We start from the raw sequence: 17,638 nt of genomic DNA, 5'->3' as shown, positions 1-17,638 counted from the left end.
TTTTGTGACGGATTGATGGCAGCACGCCGCCAGCCCTGAAGAGCCGGCGAAGGATTCGGTTCGGCGCACGGAGTGGCGCACCTGGTCGGCGGGGCGGGACTGCCATACGACGCGTGACGATGAACCGCATTGCCTCCGCCGTACCTCCTTCCACGCTCGCGGCCCTGGTGATGGCCGCGACGGCCGCCGGCTGCGCCCACTACACGCCGGCACCACTCGCCGCGGAGGCAGCGCTGGCACCGGACGCGGCGGCGCTGGCAGGGATGCCATCCGGGCCGCTCGGCGTCGGCGATGTCGTGGCGCTCGCCATCCGCCGCGCGCCCGTCCTCGTCGCCGCGCGCCAGCGACGCGGAGTGGCCGAGGCGCAGCTCGTCCAGGCGCGGGTGCTCCCCAACCCGATCGTGTCCGGCGCATTCCTGCCGCTGATCTCCGGGGTCGGCGACGTACCCGCCTGGAGCGTGGGGCTGGCCCAGGACGTCAAGTCGCTGCTCGTTTACAAGCCCCGCCGTCGTGCGGCACGCGACAGCGCGCATCAGGTGCAGGCGGATCTCCTCTGGCAGGAATGGCAGGTGGCTGGCGCGGCCCGCCAGCTCGCCGTCGACATCATCGAGCGCGAGCGCAGCCGGGCGCTGTTAGATCAGGCGTTCGCTCTCCTTCAGCAACGATACCGGGTGACGCAGGCCGCCCTGGCCGCCGGCAACGCCACGCTGGTGACGACGGCGCCGAGCGCGCTGGGGTATCAGCAGGCGCGCGCCAATCTCCAGGCGCTCGACCAGGCGCAGTTGAGCGCCCGGCATCAGTTGAACGCCCTGCTGGGACTCGTGCCCGATGCGGTGCTGCCGCTCGCGACGACGGACGACGTCGCCCCGCTCGACATTGCAGCGGTGCGCGCGCTGATCCCCACGCTGCCCGCGCGCCGGCCGGACCTGCTCGCGCTCCGGCTGGGCTACGCCGCGCAGGACGAGACGCTCCGGGCCGCGATCCTGGGGCAGTTCCCGGACCTGGTCCTGGGCGGCGCCGCGTCCAGCGACAACAGCCGGGTCATCAACGCCGGTCCCAACGTCCAGCTCGGCCTGCCGGTGTTCGACCGCAACCAGGGCAACGTCGCGATCGCGCGGGCCTCGCGGGCGCAGCTCGCTGCGGAGTACGCGGCTCGTCTGGGTACCGTCGTCGGCGAGGTCGGGGCGCTGCTGACCGAGACCGAGCAGATCCGCCGGCAGCTCGCTGTGGTGCAGCGCGATTTGCCGGCCGCCCGCATCGCGGCGGCGCGCGCGAGCACCGCCTTCGGGGCGTCGGCGCTCGACGAGCGGGCCTATGTCGACCTTGTCACCAACCGCTTCGCCAAGGAACAGGAAGTGCTGACCCTCCAGCTCGCGCTGCTCGATCGCCAGGTCGCGATCGAAGCGCTGATCGGTGCCGGCCTTCCGCAGGTAGACACGCTGGGCTTGCCCGATCCGGGCCCCAACCCAGGCCGGGCCGGAGCCGCGCGATGAGGGCGGCGCACGCACTCCTGCCCTGCCTCGGGGCTGCGCTGTTGGCCGGATGCGGATCGTCGCAGCCTGCACCCGACGCGACGCCCGTACCAACGACCCTGGTGACCACGATCGCGCCGCGCCAAGGATCGTTGGCGCTGCTGATCGAGAGCTACGGCCAGGCGGCGCCGGCGGCCAATGGCGTCACGACGCTGAGCGTGCCGCAGCCGGGTCAGGTGGTGGCGGTGGCGGTGGTCGCCGGGGCCCGCGTCGCGGCCGGTCAGCCGATCGCCAGCTTCACCGTTTCGCCGACCGCCCGCAGCGGCTATGTTCAGGCGGCCGACGCGCTGCGCGCCGCGCAGAAGCAGCGACGGACGACGCAGACGCTGCTGGGCCAGCAGCTCGCGACCAACGATCAGCTCGTCCAGGCCGATCGCGCGGTCACGGACGCGCAAGCGGCACTCGACGCGCTGCGGCAGGAGGGTGCGGGCGCCGGAACCGTGACGCTCCGCGCGCCCCACGCCGGGATCGTCGCCACCGTGCCCGTCGCGCCGGGCGACCGCACCCAGCCGGGCCAGGCGCTCGCGACGATCGCGCGCACGGGTGCGATGATCGTCACCGTCGGCATCGATCCGGCCCGGCGCGGCGAGCTCAGGGCCGGCGAGCCCGTCAGGCTCAGCCGGCTGGACGGCACCGCGCCGCCGGTCGCCGGCCGCATCGTCCGCGTCGATGCGGTCCTCAACCCGCGCACGCGGCAGGTGGACGTCGACATCGGCTATCCGGCCGGCGCGCTGCTGTCGGGCGAGGCGGTGCGGGTGGGGATCGAGTCCGGTCGCGCGTCCGGCTGGATCGTCCCGCACCGCGCGGTCGTGATCGACGCCGACGGCAAGGCGCTGGTGTACCAGGCCGTCCGCGGCAAGGCGCGGTCGGTGAGCGTCGCCGTCCGCGCGAGCGAGGGCGACCAGGACTGCGTCGCCGGTCCGCTCGACGCGCGCGCGCCGGTGATCGTGGACGGCGCCTTCCAGCTCTCGGCCGGCGACGCGATCCGCACCGGTCCGGCGACATGAGCTACGTCCGGCTGCTCGCGGATCAGTCGCGCGCGCTGCTCGTCATCGCCTTCGCGCTGGCCGTCGCTGGCGCGGTCGCGGCGCTATCGCTGCCGATCGGGCTGTTCCCGCAGGTGGCCTTCCCCCGCGTGGTCGTCGACATCGACGCAGGCTCGCGGCCCGCGGACCAGACCGCGCTCGCCGTCACCCGCCCCGTCGAACAGGCGCTGCGCGCGGTGCAGGGGGTGCAGGACGTGCGATCGGAGACGACGCGCGGCTCGGCGCAGGTGTCGATCGATTTTGGCTGGGGTCGTGACATGACGGCGGGCACGCTGCTGGTCGAGGTCGCCATGTCGCGCGCGGTCGCCACGCTGCCGGCCGGCACGACCTACACCGTCCGGCGGATGGACCCGACCGTCTTCCCAATCATCTCCTATGCGCTGGAATCAGACCGGACGAGCCCGGTCCAGCTCCAGGACTTCGCCCGTTTCCAGGTCACGCCGCTGCTGAGCGGCATCGCCGGGCTCGCGCGCGTCGACGTGCAGGGCGGCGAGACGGCGGAGGTGGAGGTGCTCGCCGACCCCTTGCGGCTCGCGAGTCACGGCCTCGCGATGACCGACCTGTCGACGGCGATCGCCAACGGCAACGTGCTGAGCGCGGTCGGGCGGGTGCAGGATCGCGGGCGGCTGTCGCTGGTGATCGCCGACCGCACGCTCGCCGGCGCCGCGCAGGTCGGCGACGTGGTGGTGAAGGCCGATCCCGCCGGCGTGGTGCGCGTGCGCGACGTCGCCACCGTGCAGCAGGGCGTGGTGCCGCAATGGTTGCGCGTGGTGGAGGACGGCAAGCCGGCCGTGCTGTTCAACATCTACCAGCAGCCCGACGGCAATTCGGTGCGCGTCGCGCAACTGGTCCGCGACAGGCTTGCCGGCCTCGCGCTCCCGCCCGGCACCCGGCTGGTGAACTGGTACGACCAGAGCGAGCTCGTCACGCAGTCGGTCGCCAGCGTGCGCGATGCGGTGCTGATCGGCCTCGTGCTCGCCGCGCTGGTGCTGCTGGTGTTCCTGCGCGACTGGCGGATCACGCTGGTGGCGGTGATCGTGGTGCCCGCGACGCTCGCGGTGACGGTGCTGGTCCTGCTGGTCTGCGGCATGAGCTTCAACATCATGACGCTGGGCGGCATCGCCGCCGCGGTCGGCCTGCTGATCGACGACGTGATCGTGATGGTGGAGCATATCGTCCGCCGCGCGGGCGGCAGCGAACCCTCGACAGGTGACGATCAGCCGAGAGGAGCCGCCGCCGTGCTGCCCGCCGCGCGCGAGTTCATGGTGCCGCTGACGGGATCGAGCCTCGCGACGCTGATCGTGTTCCTGCCGCTCTCGTTCCTCACCGGCGTCACCGGCGCGTTCTCCAAGGCGCTGGCCGTGACGATGGCGGCGGCGCTCGCCATATCCTGGGCGATGACGGCGTTCGTCGTGCCGGTGCTCGTGCGGCGGCTGGTGGACTTCGACCGGGCGCATGATCCGGGCGCGGCCGGCGCGGGCCGGCTCGGCCGCTGGCACGATCGCGGCCTCGACGGGCTGCTGGCAAGGCCGTGGCTGCTTGCCGTCATCGCGGTGCCGCTGCTGGCGATCGGCTATGTCGGCTATGCCCACGTGCCCACCGGCTTCATGCCCAAGGTCGACGAGGGCGGCTTCGTCATGGACTATTACACGCCGGCCGGCACCTCGCTCGACGAGACCGGGCGCGAGATGGCGCAGGTGGACGCGATGCTGCACGCCGATCCGGACGTGCTCACCTTCTCGCGGCGGCTCGGCACCGGCCTCGGCGGCGACCTGGGGCAGAGCTATCACGGCGACTATTTCGTCCGGCTCAAGCCCGCGCATGCCAGGCCGACCGAGGAGGTCGCCGCCGCCATCGCCGGGCGGGTGACCGCCGAGGTGCCGGGCGTCCAGGTCGAGGTCGCGCAGCTGATGGAGGACCTGATCGGCGACCTGACGGCGGTGCCGCAGCCGATCGAGATCAAGCTGTTCGTCGCCGATCCCGCCCTGCTCTACCCGCAGGCGAGGAAGGTCGCCGCGCTGATCGGCCGGATCGACGGCGTCGTGGAGGTGAAGGACGGCGTCCAGCTGGCGGGCGACGCGATCGACGTCCACATCGATCCGATCCGCGCAGGGTTCGAGGGCACCACCCCCGCCGACGTGCAGGCCGCGCTCGACGCGTCGCTGACCGGCACGGTCGCGACCGCGCTGCCGCAGGCGACCAAGTCGGTCGACGTGCGCGTGCGGCTGCCCGACATGACGACGATGACCCGCGACGAGCTCGCCCGGCTGCCGATCCGGGCGGCGGACGGGCACGTGTTCGCGCTGTCGCGGGTCGCCGATCTCCAGCCGGTGGTGGGCCAGCCGCAGATCGCGCGCGAGAACCTCGAACCGATGGTCGCCGTCACCGGCCGCATCGAGGGCCGGGGCATCGGCGCGGCGGTGGGCGACGTGGTGGCGGCGCTGGGGCGGCCGGGCGTGCTCGCGCCGGGGATACGATACGAGCTGGGCGGGCTTTATCAGCAGCAGCAGATCGCCTTCGCGGGGCTCGCCCGGGTGTTCGTCGCGGCGCTGATCGCCGAGTTCGTGCTGTTGCTCCTGCTCTACCGCCGGTTCGCGACGCCGGTCATCATCATCGGCTGTTCGCTGCTGTCGACCACCGCCGTCTTCACCGCGCTCTGGCTCACGGGCGTCGACCTCAACATCACGGCGCTGATGGGCATGACGATGATCATCGGCATCGGCACCGAGATGGCGATCTTCTACGTCTCGGAGTTCGAGGCGCTGGCGCATCGCATGCCGCCCGGGCAGGCGGTGCGCGAGGCGAGCCGCAACCGGCTGCGGCCGATCACGATGACGACGCTGGCCGCGATCCTGACGCTCCTGCCGCTGGCGCTCGCGATCGGTCAGGGGTCGGGCATCCAGCAGCCGCTCGCGATCGCGATCATCGCGGGGCTGCTGCTGCAATATCCGCTCGTGCTGCTCGCGATGCCGGCGCTCGTGCGTCTCACGATCCCGCAGGCGGGCACCGCGACCTCCGCGTGACCCTCGTCGCGGCGGCGCGAGGGTCAGCTCGGCCGGACGACCACGAAGTGGAAGGTGCCGGGCAGCCCGACGGGCCTCCCGCCCGGCGTCGCCGGCGCGCCGAGCCGGGCGGTCGGCAGATAGACCGCGCCTGTCGACGGATCGAGCGCCCCCGTGCGCGCGCCCGGCTCGGTCTGGACGGTCGCGATCTTCGTCACGGTGCCGCCGAGCGACAGGACCTCTAGCACGCCGGCCTTGCCGCATGGGATCAGCACCACGCCGCGGCGCTCGTCGAGCAGCGCGGCGTCGGGTCCAGGCGCGATGTCCACCAACCCGGACACTTGCCGCCGCCCCGCATCGACCACCGCCGCCTTGCCGTTGGCGCAGGCGCTGATCAGCCGGTCGTGCGAGGCGTCATAGGCGAGCCCGGTCGGCCTTTCGCATCCGGTGAGCGGGATCGGCGCCTCGAGCTTGCCGGTCGAGAGGTCGACCACCTCGATCTCGTTCGCGTCCTCGTCGTTGATGAACAGCCGCCGGCCGCGGCCGATCACCCCTTCTTCGAGCGCCGGCTTGACCGGGATGGTGCGGATGATCCGGCGGCCGGCCACGTCCACCTCCGACACGCTGCCGCCGTGGGCGTTCATCACCAGCACGTGCCGCGTCGCCGGATCATAGGTGGCGGCATCGGGATCGTCGCCCGCCGCCAGCCGCGCCGTCTCCGCGCCGCTCGCCTCGTCGAGCAGGCGCACGGTGTTGTCGCGGCCGCTGGTGACGAGCAGCGTCCCCGTGCCGGGAACGGGTATGACCGAATGACCGTGCTGGATGGCGCCGATCGAGCGGACGGCGTTGGCCTGCGCGAGGTCGACGTCCGTCACCGTATCGCCATGGGTGACGTAGAGGTGGTGGCGGTCGGGGTCGACGGCGGCATAATCCCAGCCCGAGCCGTCCGGCCCCGCGATGCTGCCCGCGACCCGGTATGTCGGTGCGCTGGCGGGAGCCGCAGCCGCGAGCAGAAGGGCGACGCTGGAGAGAAGGATCATGCGCACCGTTTGAAGCTCCCGCTGGATTGGCGTCACCCATGCGCACTCCAACGCGTCGACGCCAGACCCGGACGCCGAGTCTCGGCCTGTATAGCTTCGGCGACTTGCTGAACCGGACGACGCTGCGGGTGCTTGCACGAGGTGTGAGCAGGAACGATGAGGCGCACGGGGCAGTCTCGTAAGTGGCTTGCGCGTGATATAAGGGAGGTGGTCGGACCAGATGCTGGCCGTGGACTTTGGGAGTAATCGTTGATCCGCCTTCTGCCTGCGCTGCTCCTGGCCGCCGCCGCTCCCGTCGCCCCTAGCGACACCGTCGTCGGTCGCTGGAAGACCGAGACGCACAACGGGATCGTGGACATCCAGCGCTGTGGCGCCTCGATCTGCGGCCGCATCGTGACGTCGGACAACATGCGTGCCCAGCCCGACATGAAGGATGCGAACAACAAGGACGCCGCGTCTCGAGGCCGCTCCTTGCACAACCTAGAGATCCTGAAAGGCTTCACCTGGAGCGATGGCGTGTGGAGCGGCGGCACGATCTACAATGCCGAGGATGGCCGCACCTACAGCGCCAAGATCACGCCGATCGATGCCAACCAGCTGAAACTGCGCGGCTGCGTCTTCGTGCCGGTCTGCAAGACGCAAGTCTGGACGCGCGTCCACTGATTCTGTCCGTAGCGAGCCACGGTCTCGCAGTCATTCGCTTCTTTGATCCTCCCCGAGCTTGTCTCGGGGAGGGGGACCATCGGCAAAGCCGATGGTGTAGGGGCAACTCGCGAGCGACCCGTCCAGTCCGGCCCCTCCACCACTCGCCTCCGGCGAACGGTCCCCCTCCCCAAGACGGGCTCGGGGAGGATGAAGTGAATCTAACCGCCCGGCGCAGCGACCAGGTCAGATCCCGTCCGCGATCACCGTGCAACCCTTCGCCTCGAGCACGCCCGTCAGTTCGGCGATGCACGCGTCCGCGATCGCCGGGTCGGCGCTGCGCACGACGAAGTTGGCGCCGGTCCTGCCGTCGCGGAAGAACGGATAGCTGCCGATCGCGACGAGCCCCTCCCCGCCCGCGTGCGCCTTCTCCGTCTGGCGCAGCAGGTCGGCCACCTCGCTCTCCGCGACCCAGCAACCGATCGTGCGGCTGACCACCGGCCGACCGCCCTCCAGCGTGCCGGTCAGCGTGTCGAGCATGCCGGCGGTGATGTGCGGCACGCCGGCCATGACGAAGATGTTGCCCCAGCGGATGCCCGGCGCCCCGGACACGCGGTTCTCGATCAGCGCCGCGCCGTCGGGTACCCGCGCCATCCGCGCCCGCGCCTCGGTCAACCCGCCGCGCGTCGCGTAGTAGCTCTCCAGGATCGCCATGGCCTGCGGATGATGGACCACCCCGACGTCCAGCGCCTCGGCGATCGCGTCCACCGTGATGTCGTCGTGGGTCGGCCCGATGCCGCCGGTCGTGAACAGATAATCGTTGCGCGCGCGAAGCTGGTTCACCGCCTCGACGATCGCCGGCGTCCGGTCGGCCACCACGCGCACCTCCGCCAGGCGGATGCCCTGCACGTTGAGCCAGGTGGCGAGTTGGGCGACGTTCCGGTCCTGCGTCCGGCCGGAAAGGATCTCGTCGCCGATGACGACGAGCGCGGCGGTCCAGATGCGTTCGCTCATCGCTCCCTTCTAGCCGCTCGCGGAACGCTCGCAAAGCCGCGTCGCGCTGCTATATCTTGCGGCATGACCGACTATGTTACCGTTTCCACCGACGCCCCGCAGGCCCGCACGGGTGCGATCAAGCTCTATGGCCCGGACGCGTTCGCCGGGATGCGGCGCGCCGGCGCGCTGGCGGCGGCGACGCTCGACCATATCGTACCGCACATGGTGCCGGGCGTGACGACCGGCGAGATCGACCGGATCATCCTCGACCTCATGCGCGCCGAGGGCGCCCTGCCCGCGACGCTCGGCTATCGCGGCTATACCCATGCGAGCTGCATCTCGATCAACCACGTCGTCTGCCATGGCATCCCGAGCGAGAAGACGCTGAAGTCGGGCGACATCGTCAACGTCGACGTGACGCCGATCGTCGACGGCTGGCACGGCGACAGCAGCCGCATGTACCTGATCGGCGACGTGCCGCTGAAGGCGCGCCGGCTCGTTGAGGTCACCTACGAATGCCTGATGCTCGGCATCGGGCAGGCGCGGCCCGGCAACACGATGGGCGACGTCGCCCATGCGATCCAGCGGCACGCGGAGGGGCATCGCTATGGCGTGGTGCGCGATTTCTGTGGCCACGGCGTCGGGCGCCTGTTCCACGACGCGCCGGAGGTGGTGCATGTCGGACGGCCCGGCACCGGCCCCGAGTTGCGCCCCGGCATGATCTTCACGATCGAGCCGATGGTCAACACCGGCCGGCCCGACGTGAAGCTGCTCGACGACGGCTGGACGGCGGTGACGCGCGACCGGTCGCTGTCGGCGCAGTTCGAGCATAGCGTCGGCATCACCGACGACGGATGCGAGGTATTCACCTTCAGTCCCGCAGGGCTGCACAAGCCGCCCTACTGACGCTCGCTCCACCGCTCCGCCGGGCCTTGCCCCCTCGCCTGCCGGCTGGCACGGTCGAGTTCGGGAACTGGGGCCGGTTGAGGAGCGCGTGCGTGAAGAAGATCGAGGCCATCATCAAGCCCTTCAAGCTCGACGAGGTGAAGGAAGCGCTCCACGAGGTCGGCGTCAGCGGGATCACGGTGATCGAGGCCAAGGGTTTCGGCCGGCAGAAGGGCCACACCGAGCTCTATCGCGGCGCCGAATACGTCGTCGACTTCCTGCCCAAGGTGAAGCTGGAGATCGTGGTGGAGGACAGGCTGTGCGACCGCGCGGTGGAGGCGATCGCCGCGGCGGCGCAGACCGGGCGGATCGGCGACGGCAAGATCTTCGTCCTGTCCGTCGAGAGCGCGCTGCGCATCCGGACCGGCGAACGCGACGACGCGGCGATCTGACGAGGCCGTCGGGCAGAAAACCGTCGCGTCCCGTTTGACGCGACGCGGTGCAGCATGGAATGTGCGGCGAACACCAGTTCCAGCGAAGGACCGAGCATGGCGAAGACGGCGAGCGACATCCGGGGCGTGATCGAGGAGAAGGAGATCGAGTGGGTCGACCTCCGCTTCACCGATCCCAAGGGCAAGTGGCAGCATCTGACGATGGTCGCCGCCGCCTGCAGTGAGGACGAGCTGACCGACGGCTTCATGTTCGACGGCTCGTCGATCGAGGGCTGGAAGGCGATCAACGAGAGCGACATGGTCCTGAAACCGGATCTGGACGCGTCGTATATCGATCCCTTCTCGGCGACGCCGATGATGATCCTGTTCTGCAACGTGGTGGAGCCCGGCACCGGTGAGCTTTATGCCCGCGATCCGCGCTCGTGCGCGCGGCGGGCGGAGACGTATCTCCAGTCGACCGGCCTTGGCGACACCGTCTATGTCGGTGCCGAGGCCGAGTTCTTCATGTTCGACGATGTGAAGTTCAACACCGGCTACAACGAGAGCTTCTTCAAGATCGACGACATCGAGCTGCCGACCAACACCGGCCGTGATTACGACGGCGGCAACCTCGCCCACCGTCCGCGCGCCAAGGGCGGCTATTTCCCCGTCGCCCCGGTCGACTCGGCGGTTGATATCAGGGCCGAGATGGTCTCGACGATGCTCGAGATGGGGCTGCCCTGCGACAAGCACCATCACGAGGTCGCGGCGGGGCAGCATGAGCTGGGGCTGACGTTCGGCACGCTGGTGACGACCGCGGATCGCATGCAGATCTACAAATACGTCGTCCACATGGTCGCGCACGCCTACGGCAAGACGGCGACGTTCATGCCCAAGCCGATCAAGGAGGACAATGGCTCGGGGATGCACACGCATTTCTCGATCTGGAACGAGGGAAATCCGCTGTTCGCCGGCAACGGCTATGCCGGCCTCAGCGACATGTGCCTGTACTTCATCGGCGGCGTCATCAAGCATGCCAAGTCGTTGAACGCGTTCACCAATCCGTCGACGAACAGCTACAAGCGGCTGGTGCCGGGCTATGAGGCGCCCGTGCTGCTGGCCTATTCCAGCCGCAACCGTTCGGCGTCGTGCCGCATCCCCTACGGCACGGGCGCCAAGGCCAAGCGGGTCGAGATCCGCTTCCCCGACGCGCTCGCTAACCCGTATCTCGCCTATGCCGCGCTGCTGATGGCGGGGCTCGACGGCATCCAGAACCGCATCCATCCCGGCGAGGCGATGGACAAGAACCTGTACGACCTGCCCCCCGCCGAACTGGCCGAAGTGCCCACCGTCTGCGCGAGCCTGCGCGAGGCGCTGGACAGCCTGAAGGCCGATCACGACTATCTCCTGAAGGGAGACGTGTTCACCGCCGACCAGATCGAATCGTACATCGAGCTGAAGTTCCAGGACGTCGTGCGCTGGGAGATGACGCCCAGCCCGGTCGAATACGACATGTACTACAGCGGTTGACGATGGCGGGGAGGGCTCCGGCCCTCCCCTTTGCCGGTCCGTTGTGGCAGCGATGCGCGATGATGACCTTCTTCCGATGGCTGGCGCTGCTGGCGCCCGCTGCCCTCCTCGCCGGGCCGATTGCGGCGCAGACCGCCCCGCCCGCGCCGTTGACCGTATCGGGCGACGTGACGCTGGTCACCGACTATCGCTTCCGCGGCCTGTCGCGCAGCGACCGCGACCCGGCGGCGGGGGCGAGCGTCGCCATCGACACGCTGGCCGGCGCCTATCTGAGCGTCACCGCGAGCAGCATCGGCAGCTATGTGGCCCGGAATGCCGACGCCGAGATGGACCTGACGGCAGGCTATCGCGCCACGCTCGACGGCACGGGCGTCGACGCGGGGCTGACCTATTATTTCTATCCCGGCAGCCGAGGCGGCGCGACCGACTTTGCCGAGCCGTTCGTGATCGTCAGCCGATCCTACGGACCGCTCACGGGCCACCTGGGCGCAAACCTTGCCTGGGCGCAACGCGGGCTCGGGATCGGGGGCGATCGGCGCGGAGGCGCCTATGTCCACGGCGATCTGGAAGCGGGCATCCCTCGCACGCCGGTGACCGTCAGCATCCACGCCGGCCACGCATTCGACGCCGACGCGGCGACGCTTGGCCGCCGCTACACCGACTGGCGGCTGGGCGCGGCCTGGACCCGCCGCGCTGTTACGGTGGGGCTCGCCTATGTCGATACCGACACGCACGCGTACCGATATCCGGCCGCCATCGCTGGCGCGCGGGATGATCTGGCGGCGGGTACGGTTCTGGCTTCGGTCGGCCTGTCGTTCTGAAACCTGGTTTTGCCGGACAGGATCAATCGAGATTGGGGCGCAGCCAGCGCTCGGCGGTCGGCAGGTCCACCCCGCGCCGGAGCGCGTAATCGGCCACCTGATCCTGGCCGATCCGCGCCACACCGAAATACTCCGCCTGCCCATGGCCGAAATAGAAGCCGCTGACGGCCGCCGTCGGCAGCATCGCGAAGCTGTCGGTCAGCGTCAGGCCGGTCGTCGCCTCCGCGTCCAATAGCTCGAACAACTGCCGTTTCACGCTGTGCTCGGGACAGGCGGGATAGCCGGGCGCGGGGCGGATGCCGCGATAGTGCTCGCGGACCATCGCCTCGTTGGTTAGCTGCTCGTCGGGCGCATAGCCCCACAGCTCGCGGCGCACGTGCGCGTGCAGGCTCTCGGCGAACGCCTCGGCCATCCGGTCGGCGAGGGCCTTGAGCAGGACGTCGTTATAGTCGTCGTGCCCGGCCTTGTAGGCGGCGATGTGGCTGTCGATGCCATGGATGCCGACCGCAAAGCCGCCGATCCAGTCGCCGGCGGGGTCGACGAAATCCGCGAGGCACATGTTGGCGCGGCCGGCGCGCTTGGCGATCTGCTGGCGCAGGAACGGCAGCCGCGTTCCACTGTCCAGCACCACGTCGTCGCCATCGCGCGCGCACGGCCACAGCGCCGCGACGCCGCGCGCCGTCAGCCACTTCTCCGCCACGATTCGGTCGAGCATCGCCTGCGCGTCCTCGTACAGTCCGCGCGCGCTCTCCCCCACCACCTCGTCGTCGAGGATCGCCGGGAAGTTGCCGGCGAGTTCCCACGCGCGGAAGAACGGCGTCCAGTCGATATGGTCGCGCAGGTCCTCCAACGACCAGTCGTCGAATACGTGGACGCCCGGCTTCACCGGATCGGGCGCCTTCAGCATCATGTCGGCCGGGAACGGGTTCGCGCGCGCGTCGGCCAGCGGCAACAGGTCGTTCTGCCTCTTGCCCTCGCGTGCTCGGCGCACCTTCTCATAGTCGGCCGCGACGCCGGCGACGTAATCGTCGCGGCCGGTCGTGCTGACCAGCGTCGTCGCGACGCCGACCGCGCGGCTCGCGTCGAGCACATGGACCACCGGTCCGTCGTACTTGGGCGAGATGCGCAGCGCGGTGTGGACCTTGCTGGTCGTTGCGCCGCCGATCAGCAGCGGCATCGTCATTTTGGCGCGGGTCATCTCCTCGGCCACCGTCACCATCTCGTCGAGCGACGGCGTGATAAGGCCGGACAGCCCGATCATATCGGCGTCGCTCTCCTTGGCGGCTTCCAGGATCTTCGACCACGGCACCATCACGCCCAGATCGACCACGTCGAAGCCGTTGCATTGGAGGACGACGCCGACGATGTTCTTCCCAATGTCGTGAACATCGCCCTTGACGGTCGCCATCACGATCTTGCCCTTGCCCTTCGATCCCGGCTCCTTCGACGCCTCGATGAAGGGCAGCAGATGAGCCACCGCCTTCTTCATGACGCGAGCGCTTTTGACGACTTGCGGCAGGAACATCTTGCCCGATCCGAACAGGTCGCCGACGACGTTCATCCCGTCCATCAGCGGGCCCTCAATCACTTCGATTGGCCTCGCGAACTGCTGGCGGCATTCCTCGGTGTCGTCCACCACATGCGCGTCGATGCCCTTCACTAGCGCATATTCGAGCCGCTTGGTGACCGGCAGGCTACGCCACTCGGCCGCCTGCTTCTCCGCGACCGCGTCGGTGCCGCGGTATTTCTCCGCCAGCGCGACCAACCGGTCGCCCGCCTCGGGATCGCGGTTGAGGATGACGTCCTCGCAGGCCTGGCGCAGCTCGGGATCGATCGTGTCGTAGACGTCGAGCTGGCCCGCATTGACGATCCCCATGTCCATGCCGGCCGGGATCGCGTGGAACAGGAAGATCGAGTGCATCGCGCGGCGTACCGGCTCGTTGCCGCGAAAGCTGAAGCTCAGGTTCGAAAGGCCGCCCGAGATATGCACATGCGGGCAACGCGCCTTGATCTGCTTGCAGGCCTCGATGTAGTCAACCGCATAGTTGTTGTGCTCCTCGATCCCCGTCGCGACCGCGAACACATTGGGATCGAAGATGATGTCCTCGGGCGGGAAACCGATGGTCATCAGCAGATCATAGGCGCGCGAGCAAATCTCGACCTTGCGCGCCTGCGTGTCCGCCTGTCCGACTTCGTCGAACGCCATCACGACGGCGGCGGCACCGTAGTTCATGCACTTACGAGCATAATGGAGGAACGGCTCCTCGCCCTCCTTCATGCTAATTGAATTGACGATCGGCTTGCCCGACACGCATTTCAGCCCCGCTTCAATCACGTCCCACTTGGACGAGTCGATCATGATCGGGACGCGGGCGATGTCGGGTTCGGCGGCGATCAGCTTGAGGAACGTCGTCATCGCGTGGTGCGCGTCGAGCAGCCCTTCGTCCATGTTGACGTCGACCACCTGCGCGCCGTTCTCCACCTGCTGGCGCGCGACCTCGACCGCGCGGGTGTAGTCGCCCGCCATCACCATCTTCTTGAACGCGGCGGAACCGGTGACGTTGGTGCGCTCGCCGATATTGACGAACTGGGTGGAGGAGGGAGCAGAGGCCACAGGAGTCCCGTTCGTGTCGAGCGAAGTCGAGACACATGCGAGGTGTCCCTTGATCCCGTTTCTCGACTTCGCTCGAAACGAACGGGGTGGGTGATCGGCGACCGCTAAGCCGCCATCGTGAACGGCTCCAGCCCCGCCAGCCGCGTCTTCACCGGCGGCACCGGCATCCGCCGCGGGGCAACCCCGCGAACCGTGTCCGCAATCGCCTTGATGTGCGCCGGCGTCGAGCCGCAGCAGCCGCCCAGCACGTTGACCTGCCCCGCATGCGCCCACTCGCCGACGAGGCCAGCCGTGGTCACTGGCATCTCGTCATATTCGCCGAGCTCGTTGGGCAGGCCGGCATTGGGGTAGACCATGATCAGCGTGTCGCACAGCTCGGAGAGGACCTTCACGTGCGGGCGGAGCTGCTCCGCACCGAACGAGCAGTTGAGCCCGATCGTCAGCGGCTTGGCGTGGCGCACCGCATGCCAGAACGCCTCCACCGTATGCCCCGACAGGTTGCGGCCCGACAGGTCGGTCAACGTCATCGACAGCATGATCGGCAGGTCGCGGCCCAGCGCCTCGCCGGCGTCGAGCGCGGCCATGATGCCGGCCTTGGCGTTCAGCGTGTCGAAGACCGTCTCGATCAGGATGAAGTCGGCCCCACCCTCGACCAGTGCGTCGACCTGCTGGCGGTACACGCCCGTCAGATAGTCAAAGTCGATCTCGCGATATCCGGGATCGTTGACGTCGGGCGAGAGCGACAGCGTCTTGTTCGTCGGCCCGATCGCACCGGCGACGAAGCGCGGGCGGCCATCACGGGCCTGATACTCGTCCGCCAACCGGCGCGCCAGCCGCGCGCTCTCGACGTTGATCTCGTGCACCAGATGCTCGGCGCCATAATCGGCCTGGCTGATGATGTTGGCGGAAAAGGTGTTGGTCTCCGCAATGTCCGCGCCCGCCTCGAAATAGGCGCGGTGGATCGACTCGGGCACCTTCGGCATGGTGAGCGCGAGGATGTCGTTATTGCCCTTCTGATCCTTCGACAGGCCGAGCGTGCCGGCATAGGCCGCCTCGTCCAGCTTCCAGTTCTGGATCTCCGTGCCGAATGCGCCGTCGGTGATAAGGATGCGGTCCGCCGCTTGGGCGTTGAAGGTCTCGCGCGGGGTCATGCCGGTATCTCTCACGCGGCCACCGCCTGCTGCTCCGTGCCGGGCCGTACGCCGAGCATGTGGCAGATCGCATAGGCGAGCTCGGCGCGGTTGAGCGTGTAGAAGTGAAAATGTCGCACGCCGCCCGCGTAGAGCCGGCGGCACAGCTCGGCGGCGATCGTCGCGGCGACGAGCTGGCGCGCGGCGGGGCGGTCGTCCAGACCCTCGAACAGCCGATCCATCCAGCCCGGGATCGCCGCGCCGCACATGCCCGCGAACTTGCGCGTCTGCGCGACGTTTGAGACCGGCAGGATGCCGGGCACGATCTCGGCGGTGATGCCAGCCGCCGCCGCGCGGTCGCGGAAGCGGAAATACGCCTCGGGCGAGAAGAAGAACTGCGTGATCGCGCGATTGGCGCCGGCATCGATCTTGCGCTTGAGGTTGTCGATGTCCGCGTCCGGGCTGCCGGACTCGGGATGGCACTCCGGATAGGCGGCGACCGATATCTCGAACGGGTGCAGCCGCCGCAGGCCCGCGACCAGATCGGCCGCGTTGCGATAGCCGCCGGCATGCGCCTGATACGGCGCACCCGGCACCGGCGGATCGCCGCGTAGTGCGACAATGTGGCGCACGCCTGCGGCCCAATATTCCTGCGCGACCTGGTCGATCTCGTCCTTGGTCGCCTCCACGCAGGTCAGGTGCGCGGCCGCCGGGATCGCGGTCTCGCGGCTGATCCGCGCCACCGTCGCGTGCGTCCGCTCGCGCGTCGATCCGCCGGCGCCATAGGTCACCGACACGAAACTGGGCGCTAGCGGCTCCAGCGTTCGGATCGCCTCCCACATCGCCACATCCATCTTGTCCGTCTTGGGCGGGAAGAACTCGAACGACACCGCCATGTCGCCGGCCAGGTCGGCGAACAACGGCGCCTCCAGCGCGCACCGCGCCTCTTCGAGTTCCGGAATCGAGAGTGTCATGCCGCCTTCACCTCATCCACCGCGCCAACAGTTCCCGCTATAGTCTTGCGAGCAAGCCACAATGTCACCGTCAGCTCGCCGCCCGCAAGCGTCTCGATCCGCATCGGCGCAAGCCCAGCGGCCTGAAACCAGCCGAGCATCTGCTCATCGGAAAAGCCCAGCCGCGCATGAGCCTCCTGCGCGCGCAGCTCCTCGCGCTGGTGCGGCGCGAAGTCGACGATCAGCAGCCGCCCGCTCGGCGCCAGCACGCGCGCCGCCTCGGCGATCGCCGCCGCCGGCTGCTGCGCGAAGTGGAGCACATGGTGCAGGATCGCGAGGTCCGCCGATCCCGCCGCCATCGGCAACTGGTACAGGTCCGCCTGCCGCAGGTCCGCCGGACGACCGCATTCGGCGAGCTTCGCGCGAGCAAGGCGCAGCATCTCCGAACTGCGGTCGATCCCGATGGCGCTCTTCGCGCGGGCGCCGAACAGCTCGATCATCCGGCCGGTGCCGGTGCCGATGTCGATCAGCCGCCCGACCGGACCGTCGCCGAGCACCATTTTCATCGCCGCCTCGACCTGGCTTTCGGCGACATGCAGCGACCGGATCGCGTCCCACTCGCCGGCATGCGCCTCGAACCACGTCGAGGCCGCGGCGGCGCGATCGGCGCGTACCGCCGTCAGCCGCGCGGCATCGGCAGCGGTCCAGTGATCGCCCTCCGCCCCGTCCCACTGATCGAGCGCCGTCAGCACCGGGCCGGTCCGGTTCGTATCGCCCAAGGCGACGAAGACCCAGCTTCCCTCCTTGCGCCGCACCGCCAGCCCGGCATCGACCAGTATCTTGACATGGCGCGACACGCGCGGCTGGCTCTGTCCCAACACCTGCGCCAGCTCGCCGACGGACAGCTCCATCGTGCGCAGCAGCGCCAGGATGCGAAGCCTCGTCGCATCAGCCAAGGCACGGAAGATGTCGAGCGCGGTCGCCATGACATTACGGTATAAAGATATCTTTATATG

General features: G+C 69.1%; 14 protein-coding genes. 8 read left to right on the top strand and 6 right to left on the bottom strand.

Annotation, left to right across the window (positions count from 1 at the left end; all coding sequences use genetic code 11):
- Nucleotides 1-119: 119 nt before the first annotated feature.
- The 3 genes from ACFE65_RS11860 (at nt 120) to ACFE65_RS11850 (ending at nt 5,601) form a co-directional block, all read left to right on the top strand.
- Nucleotides 120-1,493 (top strand): TolC family protein, encoded by a 1,374-nt coding sequence (locus tag ACFE65_RS11860; RefSeq protein ID WP_375382567.1) that lies wholly within the window; start codon nt 120-122, stop codon nt 1,491-1,493.
- Nucleotides 1,494-1,594: 101 nt separating this feature from the next.
- Nucleotides 1,595-2,539 (top strand): efflux RND transporter periplasmic adaptor subunit, encoded by a 945-nt coding sequence (locus ACFE65_RS11855; RefSeq protein ID WP_375382566.1) that lies wholly within the window; start codon nt 1,595-1,597, stop codon nt 2,537-2,539.
- Nucleotides 2,536-5,601: an efflux RND transporter permease subunit gene (locus tag ACFE65_RS11850; protein WP_375382565.1), complete on the top strand. Its 3,066-nt coding sequence runs from the start codon at nt 2,536-2,538 to the stop codon at nt 5,599-5,601. The genes ACFE65_RS11855 and ACFE65_RS11850 overlap by 4 nt, the downstream gene beginning before the upstream one ends.
- 23 nt (nt 5,602-5,624) lie before the next feature.
- Here ACFE65_RS11850 and ACFE65_RS11845 read toward each other — a convergent pair whose 3' ends face one another.
- Complete coding sequence (locus ACFE65_RS11845) at nt 5,625-6,620, bottom strand: YncE family protein (protein WP_375382564.1); 996 nt, start codon at nt 6,618-6,620, stop codon at nt 5,625-5,627.
- Between the two features lie 252 nt (nt 6,621-6,872).
- Here ACFE65_RS11845 and ACFE65_RS11840 point away from each other — a divergent pair, with 252 nt between their 5' ends.
- Nucleotides 6,873-7,283, top strand: coding sequence for a DUF2147 domain-containing protein (locus ACFE65_RS11840; RefSeq protein WP_375382575.1), 411 nt, complete (start codon nt 6,873-6,875; stop codon nt 7,281-7,283).
- Nucleotides 7,284-7,508: 225 nt separating this feature from the next.
- Here ACFE65_RS11840 and ACFE65_RS11835 read toward each other — a convergent pair whose 3' ends face one another.
- Nucleotides 7,509-8,276 (bottom strand): competence/damage-inducible protein A, encoded by a 768-nt coding sequence (locus ACFE65_RS11835; RefSeq protein ID WP_375382563.1) that lies wholly within the window; start codon nt 8,274-8,276, stop codon nt 7,509-7,511.
- Between the two features lie 63 nt (nt 8,277-8,339).
- On the opposite strand from ACFE65_RS11835, the gene map reads away from it, so the two are divergent.
- The 4 genes from map to ACFE65_RS11815 all read left to right on the top strand — a co-directional run bounded on the left by map (nt 8,340) and on the right by ACFE65_RS11815 (nt 11,925).
- Complete coding sequence (gene map / locus ACFE65_RS11830; protein ID WP_375382562.1) at nt 8,340-9,164, top strand: type I methionyl aminopeptidase; 825 nt, start codon at nt 8,340-8,342, stop codon at nt 9,162-9,164.
- Nucleotides 9,165-9,256: 92 nt separating this feature from the next.
- The gene (locus ACFE65_RS11825; protein ID WP_375382561.1) at nt 9,257-9,595 is read left to right on the top strand and encodes a P-II family nitrogen regulator; all 339 of its coding nucleotides are present in this window, start codon (nt 9,257-9,259) and stop codon (nt 9,593-9,595) included.
- Between the two features lie 96 nt (nt 9,596-9,691).
- Nucleotides 9,692-11,104, top strand: coding sequence for a type I glutamate--ammonia ligase (glnA, locus tag ACFE65_RS11820; RefSeq protein ID WP_375382560.1), 1,413 nt, complete (start codon nt 9,692-9,694; stop codon nt 11,102-11,104).
- Nucleotides 11,105-11,163: 59 nt separating this feature from the next.
- Nucleotides 11,164-11,925, top strand: a complete 762-nt coding sequence (locus ACFE65_RS11815) for a TorF family putative porin (RefSeq protein WP_375382559.1) — start codon at nt 11,164-11,166, stop codon at nt 11,923-11,925.
- A gap of 22 nt (nt 11,926-11,947) precedes the next feature.
- Here ACFE65_RS11815 and metH read toward each other — a convergent pair whose 3' ends face one another.
- From metH to ACFE65_RS11795, 4 genes are all read right to left on the bottom strand, one after another.
- Nucleotides 11,948-14,539 carry a methionine synthase gene (gene metH, locus ACFE65_RS11810; RefSeq protein ID WP_375382558.1) on the bottom strand — a complete coding sequence of 864 codons (2,592 nt, stop codon included), beginning with the start codon at nt 14,537-14,539 and terminating at the stop codon, nt 11,948-11,950.
- A gap of 104 nt (nt 14,540-14,643) precedes the next feature.
- Nucleotides 14,644-15,690, bottom strand: coding sequence for a homocysteine S-methyltransferase family protein (locus ACFE65_RS11805; RefSeq protein WP_375382574.1), 1,047 nt, complete (start codon nt 15,688-15,690; stop codon nt 14,644-14,646).
- Between the two features lie 11 nt (nt 15,691-15,701).
- Nucleotides 15,702-16,643, bottom strand: a complete 942-nt coding sequence (gene metF / locus ACFE65_RS11800) for a methylenetetrahydrofolate reductase (RefSeq protein ID WP_375382557.1) — start codon at nt 16,641-16,643, stop codon at nt 15,702-15,704.
- Nucleotides 16,640-17,608, bottom strand: a complete 969-nt coding sequence (locus tag ACFE65_RS11795) for an ArsR/SmtB family transcription factor (RefSeq protein WP_375382556.1) — start codon at nt 17,606-17,608, stop codon at nt 16,640-16,642. The genes metF and ACFE65_RS11795 overlap by 4 nt, the downstream gene beginning before the upstream one ends.
- Nucleotides 17,609-17,638: the final 30 nt, after the last annotated feature.

This window comes from uncultured Sphingomonas sp., assembly GCF_964237335.1.
In the GTDB taxonomy this organism is placed as follows: domain Bacteria; phylum Pseudomonadota; class Alphaproteobacteria; order Sphingomonadales; family Sphingomonadaceae; genus Sphingomonas.
The sequence above is the reverse complement of the archived record's forward strand: the minus strand, read 5'-3'. Positions and strand labels throughout refer to the sequence as shown.

Bases quoted from the DNA above. Each gene is read 5' to 3' on its own strand.
- ACFE65_RS11860 (WP_375382567.1), top strand. From the start codon at position 120: ATGAACCGCATTGCCTCCGCCGTACCTCCTTCCACGCTCGCGGCCCTG.
- ACFE65_RS11850 (WP_375382565.1), top strand. From the start codon at position 2,536: ATGAGCTACGTCCGGCTGCTCGCGGATCAGTCGCGCGCGCTGCTCGTC.
- ACFE65_RS11845 (WP_375382564.1), bottom strand. From the start codon at position 6,620: ATGATCCTTCTCTCCAGCGTCGCCCTTCTGCTCGCGGCTGCGGCTCCC.
- ACFE65_RS11835 (WP_375382563.1), bottom strand. From the start codon at position 8,276: ATGAGCGAACGCATCTGGACCGCCGCGCTCGTCGTCATCGGCGACGAG.
- map (WP_375382562.1), top strand. From the start codon at position 8,340: ATGACCGACTATGTTACCGTTTCCACCGACGCCCCGCAGGCCCGCACG.
- glnA (WP_375382560.1), top strand. From the start codon at position 9,692: ATGGCGAAGACGGCGAGCGACATCCGGGGCGTGATCGAGGAGAAGGAG.
- ACFE65_RS11815 (WP_375382559.1), top strand. From the start codon at position 11,164: ATGATGACCTTCTTCCGATGGCTGGCGCTGCTGGCGCCCGCTGCCCTC.
- ACFE65_RS11805 (WP_375382574.1), bottom strand. From the start codon at position 15,690: ATGACCCCGCGCGAGACCTTCAACGCCCAAGCGGCGGACCGCATCCTT.
- metF (WP_375382557.1), bottom strand. From the start codon at position 16,643: ATGACACTCTCGATTCCGGAACTCGAAGAGGCGCGGTGCGCGCTGGAG.
- ACFE65_RS11795 (WP_375382556.1), bottom strand. From the start codon at position 17,608: ATGGCGACCGCGCTCGACATCTTCCGTGCCTTGGCTGATGCGACGAGG.